We start from the raw sequence: 13,587 nt of genomic DNA, 5'->3' as shown, positions 1-13,587 counted from the left end.
ATTAAAAAGCGATTATAACCGGTTTCTTATTAATTTAGCTGGATTACCAGCAATTATTGAAAAAGGAGGGAAGGATTTTGTAACGATGCTACCAGCTCCTACTATCGAACCTTCAGATAAAGTAACTCCATCCAGAATAATTGCTCCGTGACCTATCCACACATTATTTCTTATTATAACTCCTAATTGCATGGCTCTACCAGAATGGAACATTACTTCTGAAGGCTCTTCGAACTTATGGTCTCCACCTACAAAGCTAACACTTGAAGCAATCATTACATCCGAAAATATAGTTATATTAGTTCCTACGTGACAATATCTCCCTATATAAATATTCTTTCCTTTTATATTAATTCTATTCTTTCGAGATAAAAAAACCCCTTTGCAAACAATTAAGTTACTTTGAAAACTATTTACTCTTAATAACACAGAAGAAATTATTTTATTAACTAGCCTTTTTATATTGATCAAAAAACTTATCAATATTCTTTTCATTTAATACTCTCTCTTGTTTCCCAAATAAAATTGTAGGGTCTAGCTCTTTAGTTTGAACTAACCAAGTATTCCCATATTGTTCAAAGTCATAATATGCTGTTGAAAAACAGGTAAATAATAAAGTTTTATCACTATTGTCAGTAGTTAATTGTAAATTCTTATCAATTCCTTCGTATACCCCTGAGTCTGTATTAGGATGAAGCTTTATAGAAAAAGGTATAGAGCTCTTTTTACATATTTCCTTCAGCTTATCAACGACTCTAATTTCAATCACAGAATAAGCACTATCGATACTCTTAGCCCGCTGACTTATAAATATGACCCTTTCAAGACTTGTTAACCCATCTACACTTCGTGTAGATGGGTAGACACAAGAAGTAGATTCAAAATTATTAAATTTGGTGTAGAAATTCTGTTGAGATTCATTAAAGAATGTAGCTTGTGTAGCAGAAAAATATGGGCTATACCGTCCAATTCCATGAGCCCGAAAATTAACTTCTATACCACTATCAATAAGCCCTCTATTCTGTATAAACGATAATGGTTCAACATCATCCATTACAAATATTTTCTCTACACCTAATGAAGTAATTTCTGCAGAAGTAATACTTGTAGCATGACTTTCAAATTCAAAAAATGAAATAAGATTTGGGTTTAGAGCAAACTTGATAAATTTTTTAACTGAATAACGGTAGCCGTAAAATATAATTTTTTTATTTTGAGCCATAAGATCACGGACAAACTTAACCTGTCGAATAGGATTTAATAAAAAAGGGATCACTAAAATAGAGAAATCACTTTCTTTCCATTCATCTAATTTAATCCAACTGTAGTAATTAACATCAACCCATGATTTTATTACGACTGGTGACTTACTTTTACTTCTAATAAGGAACAGGATCCTAAAAAATTTATGGATCAGAATTTTAAAAAAAACTTTTAAGACAAATTTCCAAGGAAATCTAAGTTTAGATAAATTCAAAGAGTCTAGTTTTGACAAATCCCCACCAGTTAAAGTGTGATAATATTGATAAAGTAAATTTGTAATACCTTCCCTTTCTGTTGCGGTGCCATCATAAAAAGTTTCATCAACTTTTGACTTAATCAAACAAATAAAACTTAATGACTGCTTATCAAAAAACATAATTAAAGCAACTTTTCTAACAAGGATTTATATCGATTAATTTGAAGCTCATGAGAAAAGTCGCTCCAATATTTTTTATGAGATGAAACGCTAAATTCATTACGTACTGATTCATTATTAATCATAAAATCTAATGCTTTTTTAATCGATGGTACATCAAGTTCATCAAGTAAAATGCCAGTTTCACCATTTACGATTAGTTCAGGCATTCCATCCAAATTACTAGTTATTACTGGTACGGATAATGCCATTGATTCCAAAACAGATCTAGGCATTGCTTCCCCTCTAGATGGTAAAACCATTAAATCGCTAATATATAAATACGATAAACTTTCTTTTATATAACCAGTAAATATAAAATTATCAGCGAAACCTGACTCATCAATTAGGTCTTTTAAATGTTGTTCAAAACCATTAACACTACCACCGACTAAAATAACTAACAAATCAGTCTGCTTGGACTTTAACAATTCCAAAGCAGCAGACACTAGTAAATCTTGCCCTTTCCTTTTTTGAACACTACCTATACAGCTAATTATGAACTTATTTTTCAAGTCGATTTTTTTTAAGGTGATGAGTGATTGTTTTATACTTTCGCGATTTTGCTTTAATAAATTATCGACTTCAGATTCATTACAGCAGTTTGGTATATAATATGCTGATTTACCTGTTAATTCTGGCTCAAGCATCCACTCTTTTTGTGTATTACTAGAAACGAAAATATACCCGTCGAACTGACTCAAATAACTTAAGGCTTCTTTTAATACTTGAGCGCTACTATCAGATTTAAAAGACGAAATACTTCCTCTAACAACACATACTTTTTTAGCATTCGATTCAGAAAAGTCAACACTATTAAATATTTTAGAACAAAAACTATTCACTAAAACTAAATCAATATCTTTTTTACAGTAATATTTTTTACTAGAAATACAATTCATAGCGTAATAATAAAGATTTCTTAAAGATATTTTCTTTGTTAAGAATCTTTTAACATACTTAAAACTTACTTTCGCTTTATAACTTTCTACCTTAAAAGGAGATGTTAGGTTACGATTAGTGACAACCTCCACTTCATGATAAAGAGATATTGCCCGCAGCACATCGCTCCCTGATTTACTTGCGCCACTAGCACGATTAAGTCCTTGTGTTATATATAGAACCTTATTCATTTTCTACCACCAAAGTTATAAATCCTATGGAATATAAAACCATAAGTTAAAATAAAAAAAATATTATTATATGAAACAATTGTTAAATCAAAAAAAAGCAAGCCACTAAACATCAGTAATAGAATATATTTAATCTCTCTTTGTCCCTTAAATAAGACAATCGATATAAATAAAAATAAAATAAAACAATAATATAAAAAACTACCGATAACACCAGTATTAGCTAAAATTTCAATGAAATTGTTATGTGAGTATTTTCCAAAGCCAGATAAATTACGAAAGCCATCAAATCCTACCCCAAAAATAGGAGCTGAACTCCACAATTCAATCCCTTTAGAAAGTAAATTTAATCTTTCATTAATAGATCCCTCCTCTGAAGTTCCTTTAGAAAGAAAAGCAATGGCTCCAACAATTCTCTTTGCAAAAGGACTATTGTAAAACCATAATAGAGCAGTAAGAAAAGTATAAATAATTAAAACTTGTGTACATAATTTAATAAATCTATTTTGTACGAAAGATAATAAAATCCGTTTATTGATAAACAGCCAATATAAAAAAAGAGCGATATAAAAAATCAAGGTCTTTCTTGAACCACTTAGAATTATGAAATATAAACAAAATGAATAAAGAATGGTTAGTGATACAAAATAGGTATTTTTTTTAACTAACACACTCTCAATAAAGAAGCACATAGAAAAAAACGATATAAAAACTAGGTTCATAGAATAGGTATTAGCATTATCAAAAAAAGAACTAAACCTTTTAGTTTCTACTCCCAAAAACAAAGATGCACAACTAATTATTACAAATAAAAGTAAGATATAAATTGAACATTTACAAATATCACTATAGAAGCTATTAGTTGAAGGAGCTACAAGAATAATGGAACAGACAACAAAAACATTTATCATGTAAAAGAAAATTGTAGTGGTAACATTAGCAAAATAAAACGAGTGAACAGCAGAAAATACAATTAAAGCCAATTGCCAATAGATAAATGCATTATGCTTATATTTAATATTATTTTTAAGCGTACTTATAATCGTAATTAATATTACAACTAATAAAACTAAATAATTTAATATCTGAAAGCTTTTTATGGCTAAAAAAAAGGCACCAGAAAAAAGTATGAGGAAAATAAAAAATGGATAAAAAACACTCATGGCTTAATCAAATACCAATTTTGGGGATCTAGGCAACTAACATATATCCCCTGTTTTCTTAGATAGATTAGTAAAAAAACTTTATAAAAACATCTTACAAAACTGATTGCGACAACCATTAAAATTAAACCTCCAGTAGAAGAAATACAAATAATCAGGATTGATTGTAGTATTACGTTTACTATCAACCACTTAGCATTTTTACTAGCCATTCCTAACATATTCATAACTATACTAGAATCACCTAATAACACTAATATAAACTCGGCTAAAGATAGGATATAAATAATATTGATCGCTTTATGGTAGTTTTGCCCAAAAAAGTAATTTATAAAAGGTTCTGCACAAAAACAAACTACTAGAGTGACCGCTCCCCCCACTAAAGATGCAAACCTATTATTTGCATATAATTCTTTATTAAGCCTTTCTATTCCTTCGTTTCTTAATGACGATATACGGGGGGCTATCACACTAGTTGCAGCAAGTAAGATAAATGATCCAATAGCTGCTATCTTTGCCCCTACAACATATACTGCAACCGAAGAGGAGCTCAGAACTGCTCCAATAAATATAATATCTAAATGTCTCGAAGCCACTTGAGAGAAAGTAATCACCATAAACATATTTGCATTACGCTGCAGCTTAATCTTCTCAATATAAGAATAACTCGACTTTAGGGATAGTTTGTTTTTTCGAATAATGCTGAGAATTAAGGGAGCTACACCAATAAAATACACCAATAAAAAAGACAAGGTTAATAATAATATAATACTTAAAAAGTTAAGCTTCAGATAAATGTTTACCGTAAATATTAAAATGAGAAACACTAAAGGACGCAATAAAGAATCAAGAACCACACCATAAACATCATAACCGCTACAGCGAAGAAAAGCAGAAGATATATCTATTAAAATCTTCAATATTACTATAAAAAAAAATGCAGATAGAATAAATATATCATTGAGTACATTTTCAAAAAACAAAGAAGCGAGAACAATAAAAAATATGGCTAAAAATGAAGTTATGGACATCCGTTTGAGCAAAAACCTTAAGAGCTTTCCCTTTCCTCTACTTTTTTCACTTCTATAATTCATTAATATGGTATTTACACCTCCACCAATCCCAAAAGATGCAAAGAGGTACAAGTAAGATATAAGTAATGTATATTTACCTAAGACATCTTGACTAGTCTCTTTTGACAAAAAAAACATAACTAACATGCCAGTAAACGTTGACAAAAACTTATTAATAAAAACAATTAATATATTGAGGTTATTCTTATTAAACATTTAATATTTACTTTTCATCAGAATATTGACTTAGTAATTAATACAATATAATTATTAATTAAATTGATAATTATCTACCAAAAGTGATGCGTACATGAAGTCGAATTCATCATCTATATCAACCGAATTCTCTTTTTTCATTACATAGGCAAATGAGTTATTATCAGAAAAAAAACTGTTATTATTTCTAATTTCTTTTATATTGCAAATGTATATAGCACCATTCAGCCTATAATACATCTCTAAGTCTTGGCTTCTTTTTGATATTACTTTTTCTGAGATAAACCCCTTCAAACTAAAATCAGAAGGTAAAGTATTACACCATAAAGGGGAGTGATCGCATTCTGCTACTGAAATGACGTAATTTGCTTGGTTGAAATGATACATCTCTATAGCTTCATCTATATTACTAGACGTACGTAACGGAGATGTCGGCTGTAAAAGAATTATTGAATCAAAATTATCGCCTTTATCCTCATAGAAGTTTATAACATCAAGAGCAACATCAATACTACTGGCTGTATCACTCGAAAGCTCTTTTTTCCTCATAAATGGAACTTCAGCACCCGCTAACCTTGAAATATCAGCAATATCTTTATCGTCAGTCGTAACCATAACTTTATCTATGAATTGGGATGAGAGAGCTGCATTTATCGTCCAACTTATTAGCGGTTTTCCGGCCAAGTCTAAAATATTTTTTTTAGGTAACCTTTTACTACCACCTCGGGCAGGAATAATAGCTAAGACCTTTTTTCCGTAAATCATTAAACTAATCCCAAGTTTAAAACATCTATTTGTGCGCGTTTGTAATCTTCCATACGACCAATATCAAGCCAATATTCATGGATAGGAAACATCATTACATGGCCCTGGTCGTTTATTTTTTGTTCTAGCAATGTTGGCATATCTATTTTTTGATTCACTTGAACTAACTTTATTAACTCAGGATTTACGACATAAATGCCGGCATTAATATGGAATAAATGAGTAGGTTTTTCGACCATACTTTTTATTTTACCATTATCCCCCTCTATCACTCCGTAAGGTATTTGATATTCAAATTCACGTACACACATAGTTGCATCTGCATTTTCATTAGAGTGAAATGCTAATAATTTTTGAAAGTCGATATTAGTCAATATATCACCATTCATCATGATTAAAGGTAACTTAGGGATATCCGCAGGCAATAAACCTAAAGCCCCCCCAGTGCCTAAAGGTGAGTCTTCATAAACATAAGTTATACTAACGCCCCATTTAGATCCATCGCCAAAATGTTCCATTATCATTTCAGGCATATAATGAGTTGATATATAAAAGTTAACAAAGCCAGACTTAATAAAGCTTAGCAATGTTGTTTCAAGGATTGGTCTACCACCGACGTGTAATAATGGTTTGGGACAGTTATCAGTCAACGGCTTTAAACGAGTTCCAAAACCGCCAGCCATTAAAAAAACAGGATTTTCAACTTTTGGTACGCTCAATGTGTCATGCAAGGTATGTAGATCAATTACAATTCCATTTTCAACAATAGGTATCAACAAAATGCCTAACGATTCCATAAGCTCTTTAAGTTGTTTTCTTGTGGCGGATTTAGCTGCAACCGTTGGTGTGCCATTCATCACTTTATCAACAGAGTCATCTAACGATATACTGGCAAGTAGCCCTCGTCGTATATCTCCATCACTTACTACACCAAGTAACTTATTGTTATTATTTACAACAATTGCGCCACGTAACGCTTCACGATCTATTACAGTTAATGCCTCACGCACTGTACTTTTTGGTGTAATTAATATGTTTTGCCATTTATGACTCATACTTATCCTTTTTATCTTGAATATTCGATCGTGCACCAAAAGCTATTTTTTTGTTCGCTATATTCTTTGTGATAATAGCACCAGCCGAAACAACAGAGTTACATCCTATTGAGATATTTTGAATTACAGCTGCACCAGTGCCTATATGTACAAAATCACCTGTATTTACCTGTCCACTTAGCGTAACACCAGGAGCAATATGGTTATGTTTACCTATAATACAATCATGCTCTATAATTGCACCTGTATTAATAATAGTATTCTCACCGACTTCAGCACCAGCTTGTATAATCGCCCCTGGCATGACCTGTACACCGTCACCTAATACAGCGAAAGGTGAGATAATTGCATGCTTTGAGAGTACTTGTTTAAATTCATATCCCCTCTCTCTAAACTTTTTATAAACAGTTTGCCTTAATATATTCCCAGGTAACGAACCGATGCCATTGATTAAGAGAATATTTGTATTATTCTCTTTAAACAAAATATCTTCATCTTGTAAAATTTTAACATCTGCAAGCACTTTTTTAGCTTTATCAAGTGATGGTGAAAAAATAGCTTCTATCTTTTCATCATTGCCCTTCAAAATATCTACCAATACGGCTGCATGTCCTCCAGCTCCTAGCACATACAAAGGCTTAGCCATTTATCAGTTCACCTTCTTTGTATTCTTGGGTTGCAGTAGTATCTAATAAGTCCCAATAATGATAGGGACTTAAACCATTACCAGGCCTCTTAACTTGCAAATTGTCTTCACAAAAACACTCTCCTGCTGTAATAGGTTTAGATGCAACCAAACTTTTTCTGGCAATTGACTTATTCTTAACCTCTGAAGGCCTTGGTCCTTTAATACCATCACCTAATATTTGTTCCACAATACGTATACCACTGATCATTTCTTTTAATTCAAGAGGATCAAGTGATGCTTTGTGATCTGGCCCGGGTAAAAGTTTATCTAGTGTAAAATGTTTTTCAATTAATACAGCGCCTTTAGATACAGCAGCTATTGGTACAACAATACCTTCGCTATGATCTGAATACCCAACAGTAAGCTTAAATGCATCACGCATTGTGTCCATCGCATTTAAATTTATGTCCTCAAAAGGAGCTGGATATTCAGTTGTACAATGTAAAAGTGTTACTTTTTCTTTTAATAGTTGTTTTCCTTGCTCTGAAAAGTATGCAGACTGCAAGGTTTCACTAGTTGGATTACTGTCAGGGTACATATACCCAAAAGCGATGACTGATAATACTTGTTCTATTTCTGAAAGTGTTGCCATACCTGTTGATACTATTAGATCGCATCCGGTTCTCGCATGCTCGAGAACTAGAGGGGCATTAGTAATTTCACCAGAAGGAAGCTTTAATCTCGTTATACCTAAATCATCAACTAAAAATGAAAGGCTTTCTGAATCAAACGCTGTAGATAGAAACTCTATCCCCAAATCATTACAATATTTAACTAATTTATGATGAGTTTCATAGCTCAGCTCGAGCCTTTTGAGCATTTCGTATTGTGATTCTTTTTGACCAGTATTTACCACTTGATAATCAGCTTGTTTAGCATTTTTAGTTACTAAATTTTTAGCTTTAAATGTTTGAAACTTAACTATATCAGCTCCAGCTCGATACGCAGCATCAACTAGGGCAAACGCTAAATCGTCACTGCCATTATGATTAACACCTGCTTCTGCAATAATTAATGTCATAAAATCACTCACTTTAAATCGTAAAAAGGTTTACTTGGCTCAAACTCTAACGATTTGAGCATTTTGATAACTTGAGCACTTGCATTGCCGGCACCATATGGATTTATTATTTCTTCACCTGCTGTTTTATAGCTTCTCAACACAGCTGATTTAATTGTTGATGAGATTGCTTCTTTTGTGGCATCACAGTTAAGTACACTTTTAGCCGCTAAACGCCCCTTCTGTCGTACGCCTATATTCACAGTAGGTACATTAAATGCAGGAACTTCTATAATACCACTCGATGAATTACCAATGACCGCCTCTGAGTTTTTTACAGCACTAAGGTATCGTTTGTACCCTAATGAAGGTATCGCACATACTCTAGCAGGATTATTTTTTGCATAATTTTCAAGAATTGGAATTATACAGCGCCCACCATCATCTGCATTTGGATAAGTTAAAATAACTTGATGTTCTTGAAAATCATCTAACGCGTTAAGTAAAGCTATAAAGCTTTCTTCTGGAGGCTCATCTCCTAATGTCACTGGATGATAGGTAACAAGGAAGTAAGGCTTATTTAGGTTAAACTTTAATGATTCTGCAATTTCATTAATGTTCATAAAGTCACTACGGGCTATATGATCAAGCCCTATTGCACCGATATTTGTAACTCGCTCTGGTGCTTCGCCTAACTGTATAACTCGTTGACGGTATTCCTCAGTAGAGGTCCCATGCAAATAACTTAGCTTTGTAATAGCATGTCGAATTGCGTCATCATAGGCTCCTTCAGTGATCTCACCACCATGTAAATGAAGTATAGGTATTCGCAAAATCATCGCTGTTTGTGCTGCGGCTAGAGCTTCAAATCGGTCTCCCAAAATAACTAGTACATCTGGTTTTAATCGACTTAAAGCATCAGCAAAACCTAGTACACCTAGCCCCATACTTTTAGCGGTTCCAACAGCTGAATTTGACGATAACAATATTTCTATTTTGTCATCAATTTTGAAACCATCTTCCTCTATTTGCTTATAGGTTTCACCAAATTCAGTTGATAAATGCATACCTGATACCAATAGCTGTAATGTAAGCTCCAGATCATCTTGGATATCTTTAATTAGCCAATATAATAAACCATATTCCGCTCTAGTTCCGGTAAAAACGGCTATTTTCTTTGTCATTATATCTTGCCTAAATTGTTTACTGGTGAACTTGGCAAGTTAATTAAATGAGCTTCAATAAACTCAGAATGAGTTAAATCGCCTCTCATAGCATTTTTAAACATAGGTAAACGATGCATTAACTGCCAAATTGGACGAGTCATTATACCTTGTTCATTAGTCTCTTTTAGCAATAAGTTACGGCTTTCAGTATCGGGACAAATAACTGCATTTAACCAATAATTAGATTCTGCATATGAGGGTTCACTTACAAACGCAAAATCACTATCTATAAACAAATTTTTATATTGATTTGCCAATATTCTTTTTTGTTTTAAAAAGGAAGGGAGTTCTTCCATTTGAGCACAACCTAAAGCTGCATTTAAATTAGGTAAACGATAATTAAATCCAGGTTCATCATGATAAAACTCATATGGATGAGGTACTTTGGCCGTTGTTGTAATATGACGAGTATGTATACCTGCATCGACATTCTTACATAAAACCATACCTCCCCCACCAGTGGTTATTATTTTATTACCATTAAAACTAACGGCAGAGAATTCACCAAGTGTTCCTGTATGCTTACCTTTGTAAAAAGAACCTAAGCTTTCTGCTGCATCTTCAACTAATACAAGGTTCCACTTTAAGCAAACATCTAAAAGTTCATCTAGCTCTACTGGATGACCAAAAGTATGCATTGGGACAACAGCTGTAATGCGTTGTCCCGTTGTTTTATGCATACATACGCCATCTGCATTCAATACAGCATAGGTATCTAGATATTCTTCTGTTGCTTTGGGACATAAACCCAAACTGACTTTTGATATATCCACAAATATAGGTTCAGCCCCCATGTGAAATAAGGCATTACAAGTAGCTACAAAAGTAAGAGCTTGCGTTATAACTAAGTCACCTGGCTTAACACCTGCCATATAAAGCGCTGTATGTAATGCAGCTGTGCCATTAACGGTTGCAACAGCTTTACTACTTCCGGTAAATTGCTCTATTTGCTTTTCAAATCTCTCTACATACTTACCAACACTTGATACAAAGGTGCTTTCAATAGTATCAGTAACATACGTTTTTTCATTACCACCAAAAGTAGGAGCATGAAGAGGGATAAAGTCTTTCGTTCTATATACATCACGAACAAAACTGATCAGTTTATTATTCATAATCGCTCTTACATTTTACCATCAAGATATTTACCAGTTTCTTTATGCCCAAAGTCAGGGAGCATTTTAAAGAAAAGCTTCACAATTTTCTCTTTACTCCATGATTTTTCTGTTTTCATACCATGAATTTGTTGTTCAAACTCAACTAATAATTCATCATGAAAACTAGCATTATTTTTAATAATTCCTAAATTTTTAAATCTGGCCATATCGAGCACTTCATTATTTGTAAAGAACTCTTCAAAGTCTTTTTCCCCTGTTGTATCACTTTTTGTAAATAAGCATGGCCATTTACCTTTAGCTGGTAGTGTTTTAGCAAGCTCTCTTGCTTCTTCTTCTGTTTTACATAAATGAGGTTCAAAACCACGATCTTTAAGATATTTAACAGCGATGTCTGCAAAAGTAATTAGATGCAGGGCCTCACTTAATTTAGGGAAAAATACATCTCTATTTTCACCAAAAATACATGACATTAAGCACAGCTCACCAGACTCTTGAGGGGTAACGAAATAACGCTTGATATCACTTGGGGCAACAATCGGTTGTTGCTTTTGAATTCGTTGATTAAAACCATGTAGTAGTGAACCATCAGAAAATGCAACATTTGCAAAGCGAGCTGTTGATATGTTTATATCTAAACTTCTACGCATTAAAAACATTTCCATTATACGTTTAGAAGCGCCCATCATATTTACTGGATTTGCGGCTTTATCTGTAGATACACAAAAGTATTTTTTACTGCCTTTTTTAGCGGCTTGTACCATAGTTTTTTCAGTGTTGAAAATATTTACATCAATCATTCGCATTAATGTAAACGGATCTTTTTCACTACGAACATGTTTCAGCGCTGAAAGGTTTAATACATAGTCATATTTGCCGTCAACTTCAATAAAAGCATCATATTCAATTGAACCAATATCTAGTGCGAAAGTTTGAAAGTCACCTTCGATATACCCAAATGAACTCCGGATATCACGAACTAATTCAACCATATTGTTTTCACTGATATCAACAACATGCAGTTTTTTAGGATTACGTTTAAAAATTTCTTTAGTAACGGCTTGCCCTATTGAGCCAGCGCCTCCTAGAACAAGGAATGAGGATTCAGAAACTGCTTGTTCTAATTGTTTTTCATTGCGATTTAAATCAATAGTAAATAGCTCTTTTTCTCTGCCGATTAAAGATAGTAATGTTGACATATTTAACTCCAAATTCCTTTAGCATCAATTATTACACCTTGAGTAGGAGCCCTGAGTTTAAATTGCTTATGATCCACTAGAAGAAGTTGTATGTCAGCATTGTTACTTGCATATTCAAACGACACTAATTCGATTGCCTCTAATGTTTTTGGTATATGATCAACATTAGGCTCAACAGCTAAAACTGTTCCTACATGCATCTGAGCTATGGATTGTGTAATAAACACAGCTGGACTTTCTCGTAGATCATCAATATCTGGCTTAAATGCTAAGCCATAACAGCTAATAGTTATGTCTTTTGCTGTTTTATTAGGATTTGATAATAAGAAATCAGCAATTGCCATTTTCACTTTATCTATCATCCACACTGGCTTAGAGTCATTAACTATACGAGCTGTATGAATTATTTTTGCCTCATCAGGTGTCTTTGATACGATAAACCAAGGGTCAACAGCTATACAATGACCTCCAACACCTGGACCAGGCTGCAAGATATTTATTCTTGGATGACGATTAGCCAATGATATTAATTCCCATACATCAATATCTAACTTGTCACAAATAATAGATAATTCATTTGCAAATGCTATTTGAACATCTCGGCAACTATTCTCAGTTAACTTGGCCATTTCGGCGGTTCTAGCATTCGTAATTACACAATCAGCTTGAACAAAAATCTCGTAAAGTTCAACAGCCGCTTGTGAACACTTACCAGTTAAACCACCGATTACTCTATCATTCTCTACCAACTCGCGAATAACATGACCTGGGAGAACCCGTTCTGGGCAATGTGCAATGCGGATATCAGAAGCTTCTCCAGTAGACTGAGGGAATGTTAAGTCTGTTCTTGCTAACGCTAACCATTCCGCCATTTTTTCAGTAGCCCCTACTGGAGAAGTAGATTCGAGTATTACCAAGTTGCCAGTTTTAAGAACTGGAGCTATTGCGTTAGCAGCTGCTTCTATGAACTTAAGGTCAGGTTCCGGGATATCAGAATCATTTTCTGTAGGTAGAAATGGGGTAGGAACAGCGATCAAAAATGCATCGGCAGGTTCGGGGGTGGTCGTAGCTCTAAGATACCCCTCATTAACAGCAGTATGTACTAATTTGTCAAGGTCCGGTTCTACAATATGAATTTGCCCCCTGTTTATAGTATTAACGGCATCTTGATTAATATCAACGCCGATGACTTTCTTTTTATGGGAAGCAAACATTGCTGCTGTAGGTAAACCTATATATCCAAGGCCAATTACTGAAATGGTTTCAAATGACATAA

General features: G+C 33.4%; 13 protein-coding genes. All 13 read right to left on the bottom strand.

Translation table 11 applies throughout. From position 1 onward, the window contains the following. Positions 1-12 precede the first annotated feature (12 nt). Genes Q0940_RS08090 through wecC form a run of 13 tightly spaced genes read right to left on the bottom strand, consistent with a single transcriptional unit; the run spans position 13 to position 13,585 of the window. Positions 13-495 (bottom strand): acyltransferase, encoded by a 483-nt coding sequence (locus tag Q0940_RS08090; protein ID WP_299266795.1) that lies wholly within the window; start codon positions 493-495, stop codon positions 13-15. Beyond that, positions 446-1,639, bottom strand: a complete 1,194-nt coding sequence (locus Q0940_RS08085; RefSeq protein WP_299266793.1) for a hypothetical protein — start codon at positions 1,637-1,639, stop codon at positions 446-448. The genes Q0940_RS08090 and Q0940_RS08085 overlap by 50 nt, the downstream gene beginning before the upstream one ends. Positions 1,640-1,641: 2 nt before the next feature. Continuing rightward, positions 1,642-2,811, bottom strand: coding sequence for a glycosyltransferase family 4 protein (locus tag Q0940_RS08080; RefSeq protein ID WP_299266790.1), 1,170 nt, complete (start codon positions 2,809-2,811; stop codon positions 1,642-1,644). Further along, the gene (locus Q0940_RS08075; RefSeq protein WP_299266788.1) at positions 2,808-3,974 is read right to left on the bottom strand and encodes an O-antigen ligase family protein; all 1,167 of its coding nucleotides are present in this window, start codon (positions 3,972-3,974) and stop codon (positions 2,808-2,810) included. The genes Q0940_RS08080 and Q0940_RS08075 overlap by 4 nt, the downstream gene beginning before the upstream one ends. Next, complete coding sequence (locus Q0940_RS08070) at positions 3,971-5,263, bottom strand: oligosaccharide flippase family protein (RefSeq protein WP_299266785.1); 1,293 nt, start codon at positions 5,261-5,263, stop codon at positions 3,971-3,973. Before Q0940_RS08070 ends, Q0940_RS08075 begins: the two co-directional genes overlap by 4 nt. Before the next feature lie 54 nt (positions 5,264-5,317). After that, on the bottom strand, positions 5,318-6,028 hold the full coding sequence (locus tag Q0940_RS08065) for an acylneuraminate cytidylyltransferase family protein (protein ID WP_299266783.1): 711 nt from the start codon (positions 6,026-6,028) through the stop codon (positions 5,318-5,320). Beyond that, complete coding sequence (locus Q0940_RS08060; protein WP_299266782.1) at positions 6,028-7,083, bottom strand: nucleotidyltransferase family protein; 1,056 nt, start codon at positions 7,081-7,083, stop codon at positions 6,028-6,030. The genes Q0940_RS08065 and Q0940_RS08060 overlap by 1 nt, the downstream gene beginning before the upstream one ends. After that, entirely contained in the window at positions 7,073-7,729 is a 657-nt protein-coding gene (locus Q0940_RS08055) for an acetyltransferase (RefSeq protein ID WP_299266781.1), read from the bottom strand. Before Q0940_RS08055 ends, Q0940_RS08060 begins: the two co-directional genes overlap by 11 nt. Further along, entirely contained in the window at positions 7,722-8,792 is a 1,071-nt protein-coding gene (gene neuB, locus Q0940_RS08050) for an N-acetylneuraminate synthase (protein ID WP_299266778.1), read from the bottom strand. The genes Q0940_RS08055 and neuB overlap by 8 nt, the downstream gene beginning before the upstream one ends. Positions 8,793-8,800: 8 nt before the next feature. Continuing rightward, the gene (neuC, locus tag Q0940_RS08045; RefSeq protein ID WP_299266775.1) at positions 8,801-9,955 is read right to left on the bottom strand and encodes a UDP-N-acetylglucosamine 2-epimerase; all 1,155 of its coding nucleotides are present in this window, start codon (positions 9,953-9,955) and stop codon (positions 8,801-8,803) included. Next, positions 9,955-11,112 (bottom strand): LegC family aminotransferase, encoded by a 1,158-nt coding sequence (locus Q0940_RS08040; RefSeq protein WP_299266772.1) that lies wholly within the window; start codon positions 11,110-11,112, stop codon positions 9,955-9,957. The genes neuC and Q0940_RS08040 overlap by 1 nt, the downstream gene beginning before the upstream one ends. 8 nt (positions 11,113-11,120) lie before the next feature. Next, the gene (locus tag Q0940_RS08035; RefSeq protein WP_299266770.1) at positions 11,121-12,311 is read right to left on the bottom strand and encodes a UDP-N-acetylglucosamine 4,6-dehydratase; all 1,191 of its coding nucleotides are present in this window, start codon (positions 12,309-12,311) and stop codon (positions 11,121-11,123) included. 2 nt (positions 12,312-12,313) lie between these two features. Next, positions 12,314-13,585, bottom strand: coding sequence for a UDP-N-acetyl-D-mannosamine dehydrogenase (gene wecC / locus Q0940_RS08030; RefSeq protein WP_299266767.1), 1,272 nt, complete (start codon positions 13,583-13,585; stop codon positions 12,314-12,316). Positions 13,586-13,587: the final 2 nt, after the last annotated feature.

Source organism: uncultured Psychrosphaera sp., from assembly GCF_947500655.1.
Lineage (GTDB): Bacteria > Pseudomonadota > Gammaproteobacteria > Enterobacterales > Alteromonadaceae > Psychrosphaera.
Note: the sequence above shows the minus strand (reverse complement) of the source record. Positions and strands in the feature narration are given on the sequence as shown.

Excerpts from the sequence above, each read along its gene's own strand:
- Q0940_RS08090 (WP_299266795.1), bottom strand. The coding sequence starts at position 495 with ATGAAAAGAATATTGATAAGTTTTTTGATCAATATAAAAAGGCTAGTT.
- Q0940_RS08085 (WP_299266793.1), bottom strand. The coding sequence starts at position 1,639 with ATGTTTTTTGATAAGCAGTCATTAAGTTTTATTTGTTTGATTAAGTCA.
- Q0940_RS08080 (WP_299266790.1), bottom strand. The coding sequence starts at position 2,811 with ATGAATAAGGTTCTATATATAACACAAGGACTTAATCGTGCTAGTGGC.
- Q0940_RS08075 (WP_299266788.1), bottom strand. The coding sequence starts at position 3,974 with ATGAGTGTTTTTTATCCATTTTTTATTTTCCTCATACTTTTTTCTGGT.
- Q0940_RS08070 (WP_299266785.1), bottom strand. The coding sequence starts at position 5,263 with ATGTTTAATAAGAATAACCTCAATATATTAATTGTTTTTATTAATAAG.
- Q0940_RS08065 (WP_299266783.1), bottom strand. The coding sequence starts at position 6,028 with ATGATTTACGGAAAAAAGGTCTTAGCTATTATTCCTGCCCGAGGTGGT.
- Q0940_RS08060 (WP_299266782.1), bottom strand. The coding sequence starts at position 7,083 with ATGAGTCATAAATGGCAAAACATATTAATTACACCAAAAAGTACAGTG.
- Q0940_RS08055 (WP_299266781.1), bottom strand. The coding sequence starts at position 7,729 with ATGGCTAAGCCTTTGTATGTGCTAGGAGCTGGAGGACATGCAGCCGTA.
- neuB (WP_299266778.1), bottom strand. The coding sequence starts at position 8,792 with ATGACATTAATTATTGCAGAAGCAGGTGTTAATCATAATGGCAGTGAC.
- neuC (WP_299266775.1), bottom strand. The coding sequence starts at position 9,955 with ATGACAAAGAAAATAGCCGTTTTTACCGGAACTAGAGCGGAATATGGT.
- Q0940_RS08040 (WP_299266772.1), bottom strand. The coding sequence starts at position 11,112 with ATGAATAATAAACTGATCAGTTTTGTTCGTGATGTATATAGAACGAAA.
- Q0940_RS08035 (WP_299266770.1), bottom strand. The coding sequence starts at position 12,311 with ATGTCAACATTACTATCTTTAATCGGCAGAGAAAAAGAGCTATTTACT.
- wecC (WP_299266767.1), bottom strand. The coding sequence starts at position 13,585 with ATGTCATTTGAAACCATTTCAGTAATTGGCCTTGGATATATAGGTTTA.